General features: G+C 69.9%; 18 protein-coding genes. 5 read left to right on the top strand and 13 right to left on the bottom strand.

Going from position 1 to position 17744, the window contains the following annotated elements; genetic code table 11:
* Positions 1 to 10 precede the first annotated feature (10 nt).
* Entirely contained in the window at positions 11 to 502 is a 492-nt protein-coding gene (locus tag ABZ893_RS04125; RefSeq protein ID WP_361396421.1) for a methylated-DNA--[protein]-cysteine S-methyltransferase, read from the top strand.
* Between the two features lie 30 nt (positions 503 to 532).
* Here the strand turns inward: ABZ893_RS04125 and ABZ893_RS04120 are convergent, their stop codons facing one another.
* The 5 genes from ABZ893_RS04120 to ABZ893_RS04100 form a co-directional block, all read right to left on the bottom strand.
* Positions 533 to 1297, bottom strand: coding sequence for a GNAT family N-acetyltransferase (locus ABZ893_RS04120; protein WP_361397677.1), 765 nt, complete (start codon positions 1295 to 1297; stop codon positions 533 to 535).
* A gap of 195 nt (positions 1298 to 1492) precedes the next feature.
* On the bottom strand, positions 1493 to 2224 hold the full coding sequence (locus tag ABZ893_RS04115; protein WP_361396418.1) for a Sir2 family NAD-dependent protein deacetylase: 732 nt from the start codon (positions 2222 to 2224) through the stop codon (positions 1493 to 1495).
* A gap of 127 nt (positions 2225 to 2351) precedes the next feature.
* Positions 2352 to 2741, bottom strand: coding sequence for a VOC family protein (locus ABZ893_RS04110; protein WP_361396415.1), 390 nt, complete (start codon positions 2739 to 2741; stop codon positions 2352 to 2354).
* Between the two features lie 193 nt (positions 2742 to 2934).
* Positions 2935 to 3435 (bottom strand): NUDIX hydrolase, encoded by a 501-nt coding sequence (locus ABZ893_RS04105; protein WP_361396412.1) that lies wholly within the window; start codon positions 3433 to 3435, stop codon positions 2935 to 2937.
* A 69-nt stretch (positions 3436 to 3504) separates the two neighbouring features.
* Entirely contained in the window at positions 3505 to 4587 is a 1083-nt protein-coding gene (locus ABZ893_RS04100) for an ADP-ribosylglycohydrolase family protein (RefSeq protein WP_361396409.1), read from the bottom strand.
* Between the two features lie 244 nt (positions 4588 to 4831).
* Here ABZ893_RS04100 and ABZ893_RS04095 point away from each other — a divergent pair, with 244 nt between their 5' ends.
* Positions 4832 to 5983 (top strand): glycerate kinase, encoded by a 1152-nt coding sequence (locus tag ABZ893_RS04095; protein WP_361396406.1) that lies wholly within the window; start codon positions 4832 to 4834, stop codon positions 5981 to 5983.
* Positions 5984 to 6257: 274 nt separating this feature from the next.
* Here the strand turns inward: ABZ893_RS04095 and ABZ893_RS04090 are convergent, their stop codons facing one another.
* Positions 6258 to 7088, bottom strand: coding sequence for a PaaX family transcriptional regulator C-terminal domain-containing protein (locus ABZ893_RS04090; protein ID WP_361396403.1), 831 nt, complete (start codon positions 7086 to 7088; stop codon positions 6258 to 6260).
* Positions 7089 to 7155: 67 nt separating this feature from the next.
* Between ABZ893_RS04090 and ABZ893_RS04085 the strand changes: the two genes are divergently transcribed.
* The 3 genes from ABZ893_RS04085 to ABZ893_RS04075 all read left to right on the top strand — a co-directional run bounded on the left by ABZ893_RS04085 (position 7156) and on the right by ABZ893_RS04075 (position 9852).
* Positions 7156 to 8400: an LLM class flavin-dependent oxidoreductase gene (locus tag ABZ893_RS04085; protein ID WP_361396400.1), complete on the top strand. Its 1245-nt coding sequence runs from the start codon at positions 7156 to 7158 to the stop codon at positions 8398 to 8400.
* Between the two features lie 145 nt (positions 8401 to 8545).
* Positions 8546 to 8797, top strand: coding sequence for a hypothetical protein (locus ABZ893_RS04080; RefSeq protein WP_361396397.1), 252 nt, complete (start codon positions 8546 to 8548; stop codon positions 8795 to 8797).
* On the top strand, positions 8794 to 9852 hold the full coding sequence (locus ABZ893_RS04075) for a zinc-binding dehydrogenase (protein ID WP_361396394.1): 1059 nt from the start codon (positions 8794 to 8796) through the stop codon (positions 9850 to 9852). The genes ABZ893_RS04080 and ABZ893_RS04075 overlap by 4 nt, the downstream gene beginning before the upstream one ends.
* An 83-nt stretch (positions 9853 to 9935) precedes the next feature.
* Here ABZ893_RS04075 and pssA read toward each other — a convergent pair whose 3' ends face one another.
* The 7 genes from pssA to ccrA form a co-directional block, all read right to left on the bottom strand.
* Positions 9936 to 10790 carry a CDP-diacylglycerol--serine O-phosphatidyltransferase gene (pssA, locus tag ABZ893_RS04070; RefSeq protein ID WP_361396391.1) on the bottom strand — a complete coding sequence of 285 codons (855 nt, stop codon included), beginning with the start codon at positions 10788 to 10790 and terminating at the stop codon, positions 9936 to 9938.
* On the bottom strand, positions 10777 to 11433 hold the full coding sequence (locus ABZ893_RS04065) for a phosphatidylserine decarboxylase (protein ID WP_361396388.1): 657 nt from the start codon (positions 11431 to 11433) through the stop codon (positions 10777 to 10779). The genes pssA and ABZ893_RS04065 overlap by 14 nt, the downstream gene beginning before the upstream one ends.
* A 171-nt stretch (positions 11434 to 11604) precedes the next feature.
* Positions 11605 to 12810, bottom strand: a complete 1206-nt coding sequence (locus tag ABZ893_RS04060) for an acyl-CoA dehydrogenase family protein (protein ID WP_361396385.1) — start codon at positions 12808 to 12810, stop codon at positions 11605 to 11607.
* 3 nt (positions 12811 to 12813) lie between these two features.
* The gene (locus ABZ893_RS04055) at positions 12814 to 13326 is read right to left on the bottom strand and encodes a MaoC family dehydratase (RefSeq protein WP_361396382.1); all 513 of its coding nucleotides are present in this window, start codon (positions 13324 to 13326) and stop codon (positions 12814 to 12816) included.
* A 5-nt stretch (positions 13327 to 13331) separates the two neighbouring features.
* Entirely contained in the window at positions 13332 to 14297 is a 966-nt protein-coding gene (locus ABZ893_RS04050) for a CoA ester lyase (RefSeq protein ID WP_361396380.1), read from the bottom strand.
* On the bottom strand, positions 14294 to 16342 hold the full coding sequence (locus ABZ893_RS04045) for a protein meaA (protein ID WP_361396378.1): 2049 nt from the start codon (positions 16340 to 16342) through the stop codon (positions 14294 to 14296). Before ABZ893_RS04045 ends, ABZ893_RS04050 begins: the two co-directional genes overlap by 4 nt.
* Positions 16343 to 16364: 22 nt before the next feature.
* Complete coding sequence (ccrA, locus tag ABZ893_RS04040; protein ID WP_361396375.1) at positions 16365 to 17702, bottom strand: crotonyl-CoA carboxylase/reductase; 1338 nt, start codon at positions 17700 to 17702, stop codon at positions 16365 to 16367.
* Positions 17703 to 17744 lie beyond the last annotated feature (42 nt).

Raw genomic sequence — 17744 nt, 5'->3', positions numbered from 1 at the left:
GGACTTCAACATGACCGGCACGAAGCAGCACGATGTCATCGACAGCCCCTACGGGCCCCTGACCCTCGTCGCCACCGACGGCACCCTCAGCGGGCTCTACATGACCGGCCAACGCCACCGCCCCGCCGAGGAGACCTTCGGGGAGCGTGACGCCCGGCCCTTCGGGGCGGCCGTCGATCAGCTGGAGGCCTATTTTCAGGGCGAGTTGAAGGAATTCGACCTGCCGCTGCACCTCGGCGGAACCCCATTCCAGCGCAGCGTCTGGCAGCAGCTCAGGGCGATCCCGTACGGGGAGACCCGCACCTACGGGGAACTCGCCGAGGCCCTCGGAAACCCGCACGCCTCCCGTGCCGTCGGCCTCGCCAACGGCAAGAATCCCGTCGGCGTCATCGTCCCCTGTCACCGCGTGATCGGCGCGAACGGCGGCCTGACCGGCTACGGCGGCGGCCTGGAACGCAAGCAGCGCCTGCTGGACTTCGAACGGGGCGCCGCCCTGTTCTAGGCCTGGTTCGCCTGATCCCCTAGGGACTGGTCAGGGGTTGATGGCGTGTTCCGTGAACTGGCCGCAGGAGCGGAAACCCAGGCGCCGGTAGACGGCCTCGCCGTCGGCCGACGCCTGCAAAACCGCGATGCGGTGACCCCGGTCGCCGGCCGTGCGGAGGGCCGCGAGCGTCATGGCACCGCCGTAGCCACGCCGGCGGTGGGCGGCCAGGGTGGCGATGTTGTAGATACCGGAGACTCCCGCGTGATGGAACACCTCGGCGGTACAGACCGGACGGCCTTCCACGTAGCCGACCAGATACCGGGCCGGGCAGTGCGCGGCCAGTGCCTGCGGGGCGGCCTGGGCGAAGAACCGGCGGACGGTGTCGGAGGGCGGGTCCCAGTTCGCGGCGATGACCGTGGCGTAATCCGCGAGCTGCTCGGGCGTGGCCACCCTCTGGATGTCCAGTCCGGGGAGGGCGGGCGGTGCGAGGGTGTCATCCAGCGCGGCCCACATCGCCGTCTCGCCTTCGGACTCCGGCAGGCCGGCCGCCGTCAATCGGGCGGAGAGATCCAGCGGCGTCGACGCGGGCCCCACCCACCAGGAGAAACGGCGGCCGGTAGGGGCCAACGTCCGAGCGGTCTCGGCGATACGTGCCGTGGCGTCGGCGGCGGTGAAGCGGGCCATGGCGACGATGTTGAACGTGTCGTCGTCCAGGCCGCTGTCGGCGACCAGAAGGTCACCGACCTCCGTGACGGTCGCATCGGTCATGCTCCGGTGCAGGTGACAGGCATGTTCGGCGAGGTTCCGCTCCATCCTGTCCATCAAGCCGGATGCATCCGAGTTGCCTGCGTCCAAGTCGGCTGTATCCAAGTCGGCTGTATCCAAGTCGGCTGCATCCGAGTCGGCTGTATCCAAGTCGGCCTCATCGAGGAATTGATCACCCATAGCGATTGATCCCAGCATGACCCGGCGAAGACCGCACCCCCGGCCCGCCCCAAGGCCCCGCCCCTAAGGGACAAGCTCCCCCAGCAGCCGCGGCAGCGCCGTCCCGATCGGTTCCCGTACGAGCTCGGCCGCCTGGTCGTCGTACGGGGTCGCCTCGGCGTTGACGATCACCAGCCGCGCCCCGTTGTCCGCCGCGAGGCCCGCGAGACCCGCCGCCGGCTGCACCTGGAGGCTGCTGCCGACGGCGAAGAACACCTGGCAGTTCTTGGTGATCGCCACCGCTTCGCCCAGCACCACCGGGTCGAGCCGCTCCCCGAACATCACCGTCGCCGACTTCAGGATCCCGCCGCACACCAGGCACGCCGGATCGTCCTCGCCGGCCTCGACCCGGGCGAGCGCGTCCTCCATGGGCCCGCGCGCATGACACTGCGTACACACGAACTTCCTTGCTGTTCCGTGCAGTTCGAGGACCTTACGGTCGGGCATCCCGGCGAGCTGGTGCAGCCCGTCGACGTTCTGCGTGATCACCCGCACCGGCACCCCGGCCTTCTCCAGCTCGGCCACGGCCCGGTGCGCGTCGTTCGGCTGTGCGGCCAGCGTCCGGTTCTTCCGCCGCATCTGCCACGAGCGGCGGCGGATGTCGGGGTCACCCATGTAGAACTCGTAGGTGACGAGCTTCTCGGCCTCGGGATCGCGCCGCCACAGGCCGTTCGGCCCGCGATAGTCCGGAATCCCGGAGTCCGTGGAGATCCCGGCGCCGCTGAGAATCGCCACGAGGGGCGGCTGCGTGCTCATGCCGCCGAGGGTAGGACGGCCTGCCGTTTCCAGGCGAGCGCTTAACGCACGGCCCGGTCGCCAGGAGGCACAAGCAGCGGTTGAGGGCCGCACCCCGCGCTGGGGGTGCGGCCCTCAGCGCATGTGGTTACGAGGTCCAGCCGCCGTACGGCACGGTGATGAGCTCCATGGCGTGGCCCGCCGGGTCCATGAAGTACACGCCGCGGCCACCGTCGTTGTGGTTGATTGCGCCGGGGTGCTTCCGGTGGGGGTCGGCGTAGTGCTCGATGCCGCGCTGTGCGATCTGCGCGTACGCCGCGTCGAACTCCTCCTCGGAGATCAAGAAGGCGTAGTGCTGGGGAGTGATCTTGTCTGCGGGGATGGTGGCGAAGTCCAGCGTGACGCCGTTGCTCAGCTCGACCGCGATGAACGGCCCCCACTCGGCGGTGATCTCAAGGCCCAGCAGGTTCGCGAAGAATTCTGCGGACTCCCGGTTGTCCCGGGCGTGGACGATCGTGTGGTTCAACTTGACTGACAAGGAATGCCTCCGAAGGCATGTCCCGACACCTCCATGCCTCACCCAGCCGGTGACCGACACGCGATGTCGCCGTGGATCATAGCCCTGTCTACACATCTACGTATCTACGCAGTAAGTCAACGGTAGTTGATGAGGGCTGCGGCTGTACCGACGAAGGCGAGGAAGTGCTCGGCCTAGCGTTCGTAGCGGCGCGTCAGCCCACCACCTCGCCGTTCTCCAGCTCCGCCGCGCCCCGCCCCTCCTCCAGAACGTCCAGCGCCGCGTTCACCCGGCGGCCCAGCCCGCCCGGCAGGTACGCGTCCAGCTCGGCCCGCTCCACGAGCCGCCACGAAAGCAGCTCCTCCTCCTGGAGCTTGATCGCCTTGAACCGGTCCTCGTCCAGGACGCCGCCGTCGTACAGATACGCCACCAGCGGCGGTCGCACGGTCGTGCCGGGCACCCAGTCGACCGCGAGGAGCCGGCCCAGCGTGACGTCGAGGCCGATCTCCTCGGCCGTCTCGCGCCGGGCGCCCTGGCGCGGGGTCTCCCCGGCGTCGGACTCGACGGTTCCGCCGGGCAGCGCCCACCCGTCGCGGTAGTTCGGCTCGACGATCAGCAGGCGCCCCTCGGCGTCGCGGAAGAGCGCGGCGGCGCCGCACAGGACACGGGGGAGACCGGCGATGTACGTGGCGTACTCGGCAGAGGAGTGGGTCATGGGGGAAGCGTAACGACCGTGCGCGAGGCCGCCGGGTATCGCTGAGTGCGCCCTGCTCACGCCGGACCGCTACTCGGCCAACTCCACTGTCCGCGCCGCCAGTTCACTGATCTGCACCCCGTCGAACCCGAACACCGCACTCCGTACCCGGTCCTCCAGCGGCTCCTTCCACTGCTCCGGAATCGCCGCCGCCCCGCACAGCACACCCGCCACCGACCCCGCCGTCGCGCCGTTCGAGTCCGTGTCCAGGCCGCCGCGCACCGTGAGCGCGAGCGTGCGGGTGAAGTCGCCGTCGCCGTACAGCAGCCCCGCCGTGAGGACGGCCGCGTTCGGGACGGTGTGGATCCAGCCGAGTCCCGCCGTCTCCTCCTCCATCGTGGCCAGCGTCTCCTCCCAGCTGAGGCCCGCCTCGTGGAGCGACATCGTGCGGCGCACCGTACGGGCGAGCCGGCTGCTCGCCGGGATGACGGTGAGCGCGGTGCCGAGCGCGTCGCGCACACCAGGCGCGGTGAACGCCGAGGCGACGAGCGCCGCCGCCCACATCGCCCCGTACACGCCGTTGCCCGTGTGGGACAGGGCGGCGTCGCGCCGCGCCAGGAAGGCCGCGCGGCGGGCGTCCCCCGGACACGTCCAGCCGAAGACATCCGCCCTGATCAGCGCGCCGATCCACTCCTGGTACGGGTTGTCGTACGTCGCCGTCAGCGGGGGCCTGAGCCCGTTCGCGAGATTGCGGTACGCGGCCCGTTCCGCGGTGAACGTCTGGAGGTACGGCAGCCGCAGGAGCCACAGCTCGCCGACGTTCTCGGTGGAGAAGGCGAAGCCGTACGTCTCCAGAAGGTGCAGGCCGAGGATCGCGTAGTCCACGTCGTCGTCTCGGCAGCTGCCGTGGATCCGGCCGCGCACGCACTGCTCCCACTCGGGGCGCAGGGCACGCCGGTCCGTCGCGTCGGCGGGCTCCGGCAGGTAGTCGGTGAGCGGCAGGGCGCCGGCCCGCCGCAGATACGCGTCGATGCGCGCGCGGGTCCAGTAGTCGCCCTGTTCCACCGGCTTGCCGAGCATGTTGCCCGCGATCCGGCCGAGCCAGCCGCCGAGCATGCGGTCTCGTAGATCGCCTCGAAGGTCGTCTCGTAGGTCGTCGCCCACGGAGGTCATGCTTCCGGTCTACCCGATGAAGACGCGGCGGGCGACGCGCTCCGCCATACCGAATTGATCGATCATTTCTGCGCCGATCGCACCCGATCACACCCGGGAATAAGTAGAAATAGACGGGGATAACCGCCAGGTCCGTCGTTTCGCGGACCGGACAGCCATGGGCAGCGGACCCCTTCTCCGGTTAGGGTCGCTGCGGCGCGACTGCCTTGCGGAAGCAAGGCGCGAAAGCAAGGGGAATGACAAGGTGGCGGACGCTGGAGTGACGGCGGAGCGTGTGCTCATCGCCGCGGACAAGTTCAAGGGCTCGCTCACGGCCGTACAGGTCGCGGAGCGGGTCACTGCCGGTCTGCGGCGGATCGCGCCCGGAGTGCGGATCGATTCCGTGCCCGTCGCGGACGGCGGCGACGGCACGGTGGCCGCTGCCGTGGCGGCCGGTTTCGAGCGCCGCGAGGTACGGGTGACCGGGCCGGTCGGTGACGAGGTCACCGCGGCCTACGCCCTCCGGGACGGCACGGCCGTCGTCGAGATGGCCGAGGCGTCCGGGCTCCAGCTGCTGCCCGAGGGCGCCTTCGCGCCCCTCACCTCGACCACGTACGGGTCCGGCGAACTGCTCGCCGCGGCGCTCGACGCGGGCGCGCGCTCCATCGTGTTCGGCGTCGGCGGCAGCGCCACGACGGACGGCGGCGCGGGGATGCTGGCCGCGCTCGGCGCGACGTTCCTGGACGCGGACGGCAAGCCGGTCGGCCCGGGCGGCGGCGCGCTCGCCGACGTGGCCACGGCCGACCTCTCGGGGCTCGACCCGCGTCTGGCCGATGTGGAGATCGTCCTCGCCAGCGACGTCGACAACCCGCTGACCGGCCCGAAGGGCGCGCCCGCGGTGTACGGCCCGCAGAAGGGCGCGACCCCGGACGACGTGGCCACGCTGGACGCGGCGCTCGCCCACTTCGCGCGGGTCCTGGCGGAGTCGATCGGCCCGAAGGCGCTCGAGTACGCCGACTCGCCCGGCGCGGGTGCGGCCGGCGGCATCGGCTACGGCGCTCTCGTCGGACTCGGTGCGAGCTTCCGGGCCGGTATCGAGGTCATGCTCGACGTCCTCGGCTTCGCCCCGGCGCTGGCCGGCGCCACCCTCGTGATCACCGGTGAGGGCTCGCTCGACGAGCAGACCCTGCACGGCAAGGCCCCGGCGGGCGTCGCCGCGGCGGCCCGCGCCGCGGGCGTCGAGGTCGTGGCGGTCTGCGGCCGCCTCCAGCTCGCCCCGGAGGCCCTGGGCAAGGCCGGCATCCGCCGCGCCTACGCCCTCACGGACGTGGAACCGGACGTGGCCCGCTGCATCGCCGAAGCCGGCCCGATCCTCGAAGAGGTCGCGGAGCGCATCGCCCGGGACTACCTGGTCTGACCTGTCCTGTGTGCGGGCTGGTCTGACCTGTCCTGTGTGCGGGTGACGCGTCTCCGGTGACGCGTCACCCGGCCCCGCACGGGCCTGTCCGCCCGGGGGACTGGGCGCGCGCGAGGCTGTGAAGCTTGTGCGGCCCAGCGCAACCCGAGTCGGCCCGCCCCTCGCTTGGCTCTCGCGGCGCCCGTCGGCAGGGCGTGCGACCCGGCCCATGGACTCCGCCGGTTCCCGTCAGCCGGGCCGCGCGCGCAGCCCCACCCGCTCCCCGACGCCCTCCCTACCCCCGCCCCTCCGCAAGCCTCCGCCAGTGCCGGTCAGCGGGCGCGTGCAGGGCACGCCACGTATCGATGAACAACCGCGTCGCCCGGTGACCGGGCCAGTCCTCGGGTAGCAGGGAACCCGGCAACCGCGGATCCCGCGCGAACGTCCCGCGCCACGCGTGCACCAGCCGCGTACGCGCCACGAACGCCTCCTCGTCCGATTCCGCCCGCACCACGCCGAATCCGGCCACGAACTCCTCGTGTGCCGCGCGGACGCGGCTCAAGTCCCAGGCCCTGCGCACCAGTTCTGCCTCATCGGTCACGCGGGACGTCAGCCACAGCGCGTACGGTGCGAGTCCCTGGTCGGCGAGCAGGCCGCGTAGCGCCGGTACGCCCCCGGCGTCCGCCGCGACCCATACGCCCTGGCCCGGTGACCCGAACCCCTCGAAGGCCAGTTGTTCCTCCACCAGCGCCCGGTCCCGCCACGCGTCCGCCGGGACCCGCAGCAGCAGCTGCTGCCACTCCCCGTGCCACGGCGTCTCCTCCACCGCCCGTTCGAGCCGGTGCGTCCATGCCGTGAGCAGGGCGATCAGGCGCGGTTCCAGGACGACGCGCGTGCGGCGCCCCAACGGCTCCGTACGCAGCCAGCCCTCCCGGACGAGCCGGGTCAGAGCCCGCCGGGTCGCGGCCTCGCCGACCCCGCACGCGCCGAGCGCGCCGACGACGGCGCCCGCCATGACGCTCTCGGCGCCCGGGTAGCGCACGTACTCGCCGAGCACGGTCAGCAGGAGCGTCCGCGCGCTCGGTGACCCGTCCGCCCGGCGCCGGGTCCGTGGTGCGGCTTCCAATTCCCTTGGCCCCCTTGTCCGTTGTGTTGCCTTCCGCGGTGCCCGGTTGTAGGACGTAAGAAGCAAGATGCCTGACCTTATGTCCGACGTCAGCCCGACGAAAGGCGTACGCGTGCATCCTTCGAGCAGTCCGAGCGGCCCGCTCCGCTTCGGCGCGTTCATCGCGCCCTACCACGGCACCGACGGCAGCCCCTCGCTCCAGATCCGCCGCGACCTCGACCTCGTGCGCCACCTCGACGACCTCGGTTACGAGGAGGCCTGGATCGGCGAGCACCACTCCGCGGGCTACGAGACGATCGCCTCGCCCGAGGTCTTCATCGCCGCCGCCGCGGAGCACACCCGCTCCATCCGCCTCGGCACGGGCGTGAACTCGCTGCCGTACCACCACCCCTTCATCCTCGCGGACCGGCTGCTCCAGCTCGACCACCAGACGCGGGGCCGCGTGATGTTCGGCGCGGGCCCCGGCCAGCTCGCCTCGGACGCGTTCATGATGGGCATCGACCCGCTGCGCCAGCGCGCCATGATGGCGGACGCCCTCGACGCCGTCGTACGGCTCGTGCGCGGCGAGACCGTGACGGCCCGCACGGACTGGTTCACGCTCGACGAGGCGAGGCTCCAGCTCGCGCCGTACCGGCCCGCCGTCGGCCTGGAGATGGCCGTGGCCTCCACCATCTCGCCGACCGGCTCCGTGCAGGCGGGCCGGCACGGCATCGGCCTCCTCTCGCTCGCGGCCGCCGACCCGACGGGCCTCGCCGCGCTCAACGGGAACTGGACCGCGTACGAGAAGTCCTGCGCCCAGCACGGTCACACCGCCGACCGGGGCGACTGGCGGCTCGTCGTCCCGATGCATCTGGCGGAGACACGCGCGGAGGCCAGGGCGCAGGCGGCGTACGGGGTGCGGCACATCGTGCGCTACATCGAGGGTCTGGCGGACGTCGAGCTGCCGTGGGGGAGGACCGCCGAGGGCGCCGTCGAGCACTGGGTGACGGAGGGGTTCCCGACGTTCGGCGTCGCCACGATCGGCACCCCGCACGACGCGATCGCCCGCATCGAGGCGCTCACCGAGGCCTCCGGAGGCTTCGGCACCCTCCTCCTGCTCGACCTCCCCACCGGCACCCCGGAAGCGAAGCGACGCAGCTACGAACTGTTTGCCGAGTACGTCGTCCCCCACTTCACCGGCGCGAACCAGCGCCGCGACGCGTCCATGGCCTGGGCCAACAAGAACAGCGAACGCTTCATCGGAGCGATGAGACAGGCGGTCGAGGCGGCGGTGGCGGGCGGCGACGGCCGGGACGCGGACGGTGCGCGATGACCGCGACGATGCGCGCCGCCGCGCTCCATGGCGGCCGGTTCGCGGATGCGGAGGCCCCGGTTCCCGAGCCGGGCCTCAGCAAGTCGCTCTCCGAGCCGGCTGAAGCCCAGCACACGCGCCCTGCTCACCCCACGGGCGGTGCGCGATGACCGCGACGATGCGCGCCGTTGTGCTCCATGGCGGCCGCTTTACGGAAGCGGAGGCCGCAGTTCCCGAGCTGAGCCCCAGCAAGTCGCTCTCCGAGCCGAGCCCCAGCAAGGAGCTCCCCGACCAGCACCTCAGCAAAGCGCTCCCCGAGTCGCGCCCCCACCAGCCGCTCCCCGAGCCGACCGCACCCCAGCACACACGGCCCACCCGCCACACACCCCCCACCCACCCCACCGGAGGCGCCCAATGACCCCCACCATGCGCGCCGCCGTCCTCCGCAGCGGCCGCTTCGCCGAGGCCGAGGTCCCCGTCCCCCAGCCCGGCCGGGGCCAAGTGCTTGCCGAGCCCATCGCCACCGGGATCTGTGGGTCCGATCTGTCCGCCGCCCGGCACACCGAGGACTTTCTCGCCGCTTCCCGGGACTCCGGGACCGAGGCGTTCCTCTTCGATCCCGGTGCCGATCTGGTGATGGGCCACGAGCTGTGCGCGCGGGTGCTCAGCCCGGGAAAGTGGGAGGGCAGGACCGTCGTGGGCCTGCCCTGGGCCGTCGACGCCGGCGGCACGCTGCGTACGGTCGGCTACTCGACGGCGTTCCCCGGCGGCTTCGGGGAGCGCGTCGTGCTCCAGGAGGCGGCGCTCGTCCCGGTGCCCGACCACGTACCGGCCCACGTCGCCGCGCTCACCGAGCCGCTCGCCGTCGGCTTCGGCAACGTCGCCCGCGCCGCCCCGCCGGCCGGCTCGGGAGCCGTCGTCATCGGCGCGGGCCCCATCGGCCTCGGCGCCATGGCGGCGCTCGTCGAGCGGGGCGTGGCCCCCGTCATCGTCTCCGAGCCGTCCCCGCGCCGCCGAGCCCTCGCGGAGCGTTTCGGGGCGCACGTGGTGGTCGACCCCGGCGTCAGGGACCCGTTCGACGCCTGGCGCGAGGCGTCGGAACCCGGGCAGGAGCTCACGGTCCTGGAGTGCTCGGGGAAGCCCGGGATGTTCAACACGGTCCTGCACCGGGCCCCGCGCTCCACGAAGGTCCTGCTGATCGGCGCGTGCATGACGGAGGACGTGTTCCGCCCGGTCGTCGGGATCTACAAGGACATCACCGTCACGATGTGCATGGCCTACCCGCCGGAGGAGTTCGCCCGCACTCTCGGACGTATCGCGGACGGCACGGTGGACGCGGCCGCCCTGGTCACCGGCGAGGTCGGCCTCGCGGGCGTCAACGCGGCCCTCGACACCCTGCGCGCCCCCGACGACCACGTGAAGGTCCTCGTCCGCCCGGACGTCCCCGGCATCGGCGTGCACCCACCACGGTGAGACCGGCATACAAAAGGCAGAAGGCCCCGGACCAAGCGGTCCGGGGCCTTCTTCATGTACGGAGTACGGCGTACCAAGAACGGTTACGGCAGCTGCGCCGCACGCGCCTCGCGCCGGTTGTCCCGGAAGTTGTTCACCCGCCGGGCCGTCGCGAAGAGCGGGATCACGGCGCCCAGGACGAGCTGCAGCGCACAGCCGGTCTGGAGCAGGAGCTGGCCGCCGGGAGCGTCGAACGCCCAGGCCGCCAGGAGTCCCATCGCCGCCACGATCCAGCCGAGCATCGCCACCGCGAGCGGACCCCGCGGCTTCGGGTACTCGACGCGGCTCACCATCAGCCAGGCCGTCCCGACGATCGCCAGGACCGTCGCCACGAACGGCAGCTCGAGCAGCACGATCGAGACGACCGTGAGCGCACCGAAGGGGCTCGGCATCCCCTGGAAGGTGCCGTCCTTCACCGTCACGCACGAGAATCTCGCGAGCCTCAGCACGACGGCCAGGAGCACCACGATCGCGCCCACCGCCGCCACCCGCTGGTGCGCGTCGTCCGCGACCATGCCGTAGACCAGCACGAAGTACGCGGGGGCGAGCCCGAAGCTGATGAGGTCCGAGAGGTTGTCGAGCTCGGCTCCCATCGGCGACGAGCGGAGCTTGCGCGCCACCAGGCCGTCGAAGAGGTCGAAGATCGCCGCGGCGAGCATCAGGATCACGGCCGTGGCCGCGCTGTGCCGGGCCATGCCCGACTCCTGGCTGCCCTGAAGGTGCGGGATCAGGATGCCGGTGGTGGTGAAGTACACCGCCATGAAGCCGCACGTGGCGTTGCCCAGCGTGAGGGTGTCCGCTATCGAGAGGCGCAGTGAGAGCGGCATTTCCTCCGCGTCGTCCGCCTCCTCGGCCTCGGGCACCCAGCCGGCCTGCGTCTCTGGATCAGTCACGGTCAATGCGAGTCACCCCAGCCACGGTCTTCTGACCGACCTCGACGTCGACCTCGACACCCTCGGGAAGGTAGATGTCGACGCGCGACCCGAAGCGGATCAGACCGATGCGCTCGCCCTGCTCGAGCTTGGTGCCCTGCGGGACGTACGGAACGATGCGGCGAGCCACCGCACCGGCGATCTGCACCATCTCGATGTCACCGAGCTCGGTGTCGAAGTGCCAGACAACGCGCTCGTTGTTCTCGCTCTCCTTGTTGAACGCCGGGACGAACCCGCCGGGGATGTGCTCCACGGACGTCACCGTGCCCGCGAGGGGCGCGCGGTTGACGTGGACGTTCAGCGGGCTCATGAAGATCGCGACCCGGGTCCTGCCGTCCTTCCACGGCATGATGCTCTGCACCACACCGTCGGCCGGCGAGATGACCCGCCCGGGGGCGATCTCCCGCTCGGGGTCGCGGAAGAACCACAGCATCCCGGCCGCCAGGGCGGTGGCGGGCACGGCTACTGCGGCGGCCTTCTTGGAGCGGCGCGAGCGCGCCAGGCTCAGGGCTGCTGTGGCGACGGTCGGCAGGAGCCACGGCGATGCTCCGCGCGCAATGCGTCCGCCGAGGACGCCGTCGCGTGGTGCAGAGGTTTGGCTGTGGGGCATGGATGACCTTCGTAGCGGATGATGCCGCGCTCGGTACGGGGGGACGGCGGCTTTCCGGGGATGTTATCGGTTGCGGGCCACAACTGGCCAAGCCAGGAAGCAGAGTCGACGGCTGAAGAGTGTTGACGGGGTGTGATCTTCTTCTCGAACAAAATACCCCGAATCAGACATTCAGCCCTGGAATCGATACTCCTCGAGCAGGCGTCGGCCAATGATCATTTTCTGGATCTCGGCGGTACCTTCGCCGATCAGCAGCATCGGGGCCTCGCGATAAAGACGCTCGATCTCGTACTCCTTGGAGAAGCCGTAGCCGCCGTGAATACGGAAGGCGTCCTCGACCACTTCCTTGCAGTATTCGGAGGCGAGGTACTTCGCCATCCCCGCTTCCAGGTCGTTTCGTTCCCCGGAGTCCTTTTTGCGTGCTGCATTGACCATCATCGCATGGGCGGCCTCGACCTTGGTAGCCATCTCCGCGAGCTTGAACTGGATGGCCTGGTGCTGCGCGATCGCCTTTCCGAAAGTGTGACGTTGCTGGGCGTAAGCGACCCCCAACTCGAAGGCACGCTGCGCGACACCGCAGCCACGCGCCGCCACGTTGACCCGGCCGACCTCGACTCCGTCCATCATTTGGTAAAACCCTCGGCCGGACTCGCCGCCGAGCACTCGATTGGCCGGAATGCGCAGTCCGTCCATGATGAGTTCGGTCGTGTCGACGCCCTTGTAACCCATCTTGTCGATCTTCCCCGGAATGGTGAGACCGGGACGGACCTCACCGAAGCCCGGCTCCTTCTCGACCAGGAAGGTCGTCATCGACTTGTGGGGCGCCGTCCCCTCGGGGTGGCCTTCGTCACTCCGGGTGAGCACCGCGACCAGCGTGGACGTGCCGCCGTTCGTCAGCCACATCTTCTGGCCGTTGAGGACGTACTCGTCGCCGTCCCTGACCGCCTTCGAGGTGATCGCCGACACGTCCGAGCCGAGCCCCGGCTCCGACATGGAGAACGCGCCGCGCACGTCGCCGGCCGCCATCCGCGGCAGGAAGTGCTCCCGCTGCTCCTGCGTGCCGTGCTGCTTCAGCATGTAGGCGACGATGAAATGGGTGTTGATGATGCCGGAGACCGACATCCAGCCGCGCGCTATCTCCTCGACACAGAGCGCGTATGTGAGAAGCGACTCACCCAGACCCCCGTACTCCTCGGGGATCATCAGCCCGAACAGGCCGAGTTCCTTCAGACCGTCGACGATGTCCTGCGGGTACTCGTCACGGTGTTCCAGCTCCGTCGCGACCGGGATGATCTCCTTGTCCACGAAGTCCCTGACCGTGGACAGGATCTCCTGCTGGACGTCGGTGAGGCCGTGGGTCTGGGCGAGTCGGCTCATCTCTTACTTCTCCTGTGACTTCAGCTCCGGGCGGCCGGGCTGCTCGCCGCCGCGCTCCTTGATGTACGTCTCGGTGGGGACCATGACCTTGCGCCGGAACACGCAGACCAGGGTGCCGTCCTGCTTGTAGCCCTTGGTCTCGACGTAGACGATCCCGCGGTCGTTCTTCGACTTGGAAGGCGTCTTGTCGAGCACGGTCGTCTCGCCGTAGAGCGTGTCGCCGTGGAAGGTCGGCGCGACGTGCTTGAGCGACTCGATCTCCAGGTTGGCGATGGCCTTGCCGGAGACGTCCGGCACGGACATGCCGAGCAGGAGCGAGTAGATGTAGTTCCCCACGACGACGTTCTTCCCGAAGTCGGTCGTCTTCTCCGCGTAGTTGGTGTCCATGTGGAGGGGGTGGTGGTTCATCGTGAGCAGGCAGAAGAGGTGGTCGTCGTACTCGGTGACCGTCTTTCCGGGCCAGTGCTTGTAGACCGCGCCGACCTCGAACTCTTCGTAGGTGCGTCCGAACTGCATGGTGCTCAGGCCTCCGGCGCTTCGAAGCTGGAGGTGCGGGTCATGCCGGCGGCGCGGCCCTTGCCGGAGATGACCAGGGCCATCTTGCGGCTCGCCTCGTCGATCATCTCGTCGCCCAGCATCGCCGAACCCTTCTTCCCGCCTGCCTCGGACGTGTAGTAGTCATAGGCGTCCAGGATCAGTTCGGCGTGGTCGAAGTCCTCCTGCGACGGCGAGAAGATCTCGTTCGCGGAGGCGACCTGGTCCGGGTGCAGGACCCACTTGCCGTCGAAACCGAGCGCCGCGGCGCGCCGGGTGACCTCGCGGTAGCCCTCCTGGTTACGGATCTGAAGGTAGGGGCCGTCGATCGCCTGGAGGTTGTTGGCGCGGGCCGCCATCAGGATCTTCATCAGGATGAAGTGGTAGGCGTCCGCCGGATAGCCGGGCGGCTGCTCGCCGACGACGAGGGACTTCATGTTGATGGAGGCCATGAAGTCGGCCGGGCCGAAGATGATCGTCTCCACGCGGGGCGAGGCCTCCGCGATGGCGTTGACGTTGTTGAGGCCCTTGGCGTTCTCGATCTGCGCCTCGATGCCGATCTTGCCGACCTCGAAGCCCATCGTCTTCTCGATCTGCGTGAGCAGCAGGTCGAGCGCGACGACCTGCTCCGCCGTCTGGACCTTCGGCAGCATGATGCAGTCGAGGTTCTGGCCGGCCCCCTCGACGACCGTCACGACGTCCCGGTACGTCCACTCGGTCGTCCAGTCGTTGACGCGCACGACCCGCGTCTTGCCCGTCCAGTCACCCTCGTTGAGGAACTTGACGATCGTGTGGCGGGCGTCCGGCTTGGCGAGCGGCGCGCACGCGTCCTCCAGGTCCAGGAAGACCTGGTCGGCGGCGAGACCCTGGGCCTTCTCCAGGAACCGCGGGTTGGAACCCGGCACCGCGAGACACGAGCGACGCGGACGCAGACGGTTGACGGGGCTGGTCATGCGGGGACCTCCAGAGGGTCGAGCTTGTTCGCTGTGCGGATCTCGTCGACGATACGGCCGATGATCTCCGTGATGCCGAAGTCCTTGGGGGTGAACACGGCGGCCACGCCCGCGCGCTTCAGGTCTTCGGCGTCTCCGTTGGGAATGATGCCGCCGACGATGACGGGGATGTCGGAGGCGCCCGCGTCACGCAGCCGTTCCAGGACATCGGGCACCAGGGCGGCGTGCGACCCGGAGAGGATCGACAGGCCGACGCAGTGCACGTCCTCGGCGAGCGCGGCGGACACGATCTGTTCGGGCGTCAGCCGGATGCCCTGGTAGACCACCTCGAACCCGGCGTCGCGGGCCCGCACGGCGATCTGCTCGGCGCCGTTCGAGTGCCCGTCGAGGCCCGGCTTGCCGACGAGCAGGCGCAGCTTGCCGCCGAGTTCGTCGCCCGTACGGCGGACCTTCTCGCGGACGAGGGCGAGCGGGGTGCCCTCCTCGGCGGTGACCGCGACCGGCGCCGACGAGACGCCCGTGGGGGCGCGGAACTCGCCGAACACCTCGCGCAGGGCGCCGGCCCACTCGCCGGTCGTGACACCCGCGCGGGCGCACTCCAGGGTGGCCTCCATCAGGTTCTCCGTACCGGCCGCCGCCGCCTTCAGCTGCTCCAGGGCCTGCTGGGTGGTGGGGAAGTGGAACGGGTCGCCCATGCCCTGCCGGTCGCTGGACTCCTGACGCGTCGTCCGCCAGTCGCCGATGGCCCGCACGACCTGCTCCTCCACCGCGTGGTCCACCGTCATGATCGCGGTGTCCAGGTCGGCGGTGAGCGGGTTCGGCTCGGTCGACTCGAAGATGTTGACGCCGATGATCTTGTCGTCGCCGGCCTCGATCCGCGCGCGGCGCTCGGCGTGCGAGGAGACGAGCTGGGACTTGAGGTAGCCCGATTCGACGGCGGCCATCGCGCCGCCCATCTCCTGGATCCGGTCGATCTCGGCGAGCGACTCGGCGACCAGCTCGTCGACCTTCTTCTCGATGACGTGCGAGCCGGCGAAGATGTCCTCGTACTCGAGCAGATCGCTCTCGTGGGCGAGGACCTGCTGGATGCGCAGGGACCACTGCTGGTCCCAGGGGCGCGGCAGGCCGAGGGCCTCGTTCCAGGCGGGGAGCTGGACGGCGCGGGCGCGCGCGTCCTTGGACAGGGTGACGGCCAGCATCTCCAGGACGATGCGCTGGACGTTGTTCTCCGGCTGGGCCTCGGTCAGGCCCAGGGAGTTGACCTGCACGCCGTAGCGGAAGCGGCGCTGCTTGGCGTCCTCGATGCCGTACCGCTCGCGGGTGATCTGGTCCCAGATGCGGCCGAACGCCTTCATCTTGCACATCTCCTCGATGAAGCGGACGCCCGCGTTCACGAAGAAGGAGATACGGGCGACGACCTCGCCGAACCGCTCCTCGGGCACCTGGCCCGAGTCACGGACCGAGTCGAGCACGGCGATCGCGGTCGCCATCGCGTAACTGATCTCCTGGACCGGAGTGGCCCCCGCCTCCTGCAGGTGGTAGCTGCAGATGTTGATCGGGTTCCACTTCGGCATGTTGTTGACCGTGTACGCGATCATGTCCGTCGTGAGGCGGAGCGAGGGGCCGGGCGGGAAGACGTGCGTCCCGCGCGACAGGTACTCCTTCACGATGTCGTTCTGGGTCGTGCCCTGGAGCTTGCTGATGTCCGCGCCCTGCTCCTCGGCGGCGGCCTGGTAGAGCGCCAGCAGCCACATGGCCGTGGCGTTGATCGTCATCGAGGTGTTCATCTGCTCCAGGGGGATGTCCTGGAACAGCCGTCGCATGTCACCGAGGTGCGAGACGGGCACGCCGACCCGGCCGACCTCGCCGCGGGCGAGGACGTGGTCGGGGTCGTACCCGGTCTGCGTCGGCAGGTCGAAGGCGACCGACAGGCCCGTCTGCCCCTTGGCCAGGTTGCGCCGGTACAGCTCGTTGGACGCCTCGGCGGTGGAGTGACCGGCGTAAGTACGCATGAGCCACGGACGATCTTTCTGACGCTCAGTCATCAGCTTTTCCTCCCCCGTCAGTTCAGATGTTGCGGAACCGGTTGATGGCGTCGATGTGCTGGGCGCGCTTCTCGTGGTCGCGGACGCCCAGGCCCTCCTCGGGGGCGAGCGCGAGGACGCCGACCTTGCCCTGATGGAGGTTGCGGTGCACGTCGTAGGCGGCCTGGCCGGTGTCCTCCAGGGAGTACACCTTCGAGAGCGTCGGGTGGATCTTGCCCTTGGAGATCAGGCGGTTCGCCTCCCACGCCTCGCGGTAGTTGGCGAAGTGCGAGCCGATGATGCGCTTCAGCGACATCCACAGGTAGCGGTTGTCGTACTCGTGCATGTAGCCCGAGGTCGAGGCGCAGGTGGTGATGGTGCCGCCCTTGCGGGTGACGTAGACGCTGGCGCCGAAGGTCTCGCGGCCGGGGTGCTCGAAGACGATGTCGATGTCCTCGCCGCCGGTGAACTCGCGGATGCGCTTGCCGAAGCGCTTCCACTCCTTCGGGTCCTGGGTCTGCTCGTCCTTCCAGAACTTGTAGCCCTCGGCGTTACGGTCGATGACCGCCTCGGCGCCCATGGAGCGGCAGATGTCGGCCTTCTCGGGGGAGGAGACGACACAGATCGGGTTGGCGCCGCCGGCCAGGGCGAACTGCGTCGCGTAGGAGCCGAGGCCGCCGCTGGCGCCCCAGATCAGGACGTTGTCGCCCTGCTTCATGCCGGCGCCGTTGCGCGAGACGAGCTGACGGTACGCGGTGGAGTTGACGAGCCCGGGAGCGGCCGCCTCCTCCCAGCTCAGGTGGTCCGGCTTCGGCATCAGCTGGTTCGACTTGACGAGCGCGATCTCGGCGAGGCCGCCGAAGTTCGTCTCGAAGCCCCAGATGCGCTGCTCGGGGTCGAGCATCGTGTCGTTGTGGCCGTCCGAGGACTCCAGTTCGACGGAGAGGCAGTGCGCGACGACCTCGTCGCCGGGCTGCCAGGCGTTCACGCCGGGGCCGGTACGGAGCACGACGCCCGCGAGGTCGGAGCCGATGACGTGGTACGGCAGGTCGTGGCGCTTGGTGAGCTCGCTGAGCTTGCCGTAGCGCTCCAGGAACCCGAACGTCGACAGCGGCTCGAAGATCGAGGTCCACACGGAGTTGTAGTTCACGGAGCTGGCCATGACGGCCACGAGGGCCTCGCCCGGGCCGAGCTCGGGAACCGGCACGTCGTCGAGGTGGAGGGACTTGCGCGGGTCCTTGTCGCGGCTTTCGAGGCCCGCGAACATGTCGGCCTCGTCCTTGTGCACGGTGACCGCGCGGTACGACTCGGGGAGCGGGATGGCGGCGAAGTCGGCCGAGGTCGACTCCGGCGACTGAATCGCGTCCAGGATTTCCTTCACGATGGTGCCTCCGGCGATGCGTCCCAGGGGGACGTTGAGGGG

Source organism: Streptomyces sp. NPDC046821 (assembly GCF_040645335.1).
Classification (GTDB): Bacteria; Actinomycetota; Actinomycetes; order Streptomycetales; family Streptomycetaceae; genus Streptomyces.
The sequence above is the reverse complement of the archived record's forward strand: the minus strand, read 5'-3'. Positions and strand labels throughout refer to the sequence as shown.

Bases quoted from the DNA above. Each gene is read 5' to 3' on its own strand.
- ABZ893_RS04080 (WP_361396397.1), top strand. From the start codon at position 8,546: ATGACCGCGACGATGCGCGCCGTTGTGCTCCATGGCGGCCGCTTTACG.
- ABZ893_RS04050 (WP_361396380.1), bottom strand. From the start codon at position 14,297: ATGACCAGCCCCGTCAACCGTCTGCGTCCGCGTCGCTCGTGTCTCGCG.
- ABZ893_RS04055 (WP_361396382.1), bottom strand. From the start codon at position 13,326: ATGCAGTTCGGACGCACCTACGAAGAGTTCGAGGTCGGCGCGGTCTAC.
- ABZ893_RS04045 (WP_361396378.1), bottom strand. From the start codon at position 16,342: ATGACTGAGCGTCAGAAAGATCGTCCGTGGCTCATGCGTACTTACGCC.
- ABZ893_RS04075 (WP_361396394.1), top strand. From the start codon at position 8,794: ATGACCCCCACCATGCGCGCCGCCGTCCTCCGCAGCGGCCGCTTCGCC.
- ABZ893_RS04060 (WP_361396385.1), bottom strand. From the start codon at position 12,810: ATGAGCCGACTCGCCCAGACCCACGGCCTCACCGACGTCCAGCAGGAG.
- ABZ893_RS04100 (WP_361396409.1), bottom strand. From the start codon at position 4,587: ATGACCTCCGTGGGCGACGACCTACGAGACGACCTTCGAGGCGATCTA.
- ABZ893_RS04120 (WP_361397677.1), bottom strand. From the start codon at position 1,297: ATGGAGCGGAACCTCGCCGAACATGCCTGTCACCTGCACCGGAGCATG.
- ABZ893_RS04125 (WP_361396421.1), top strand. From the start codon at position 11: ATGACCGGCACGAAGCAGCACGATGTCATCGACAGCCCCTACGGGCCC.
- ABZ893_RS04065 (WP_361396388.1), bottom strand. From the start codon at position 11,433: ATGCCCCACAGCCAAACCTCTGCACCACGCGACGGCGTCCTCGGCGGA.
- ABZ893_RS04115 (WP_361396418.1), bottom strand. From the start codon at position 2,224: ATGAGCACGCAGCCGCCCCTCGTGGCGATTCTCAGCGGCGCCGGGATC.
- ABZ893_RS04105 (WP_361396412.1), bottom strand. From the start codon at position 3,435: ATGACCCACTCCTCTGCCGAGTACGCCACGTACATCGCCGGTCTCCCC.
- ABZ893_RS04085 (WP_361396400.1), top strand. From the start codon at position 7,156: ATGCCTGACCTTATGTCCGACGTCAGCCCGACGAAAGGCGTACGCGTG.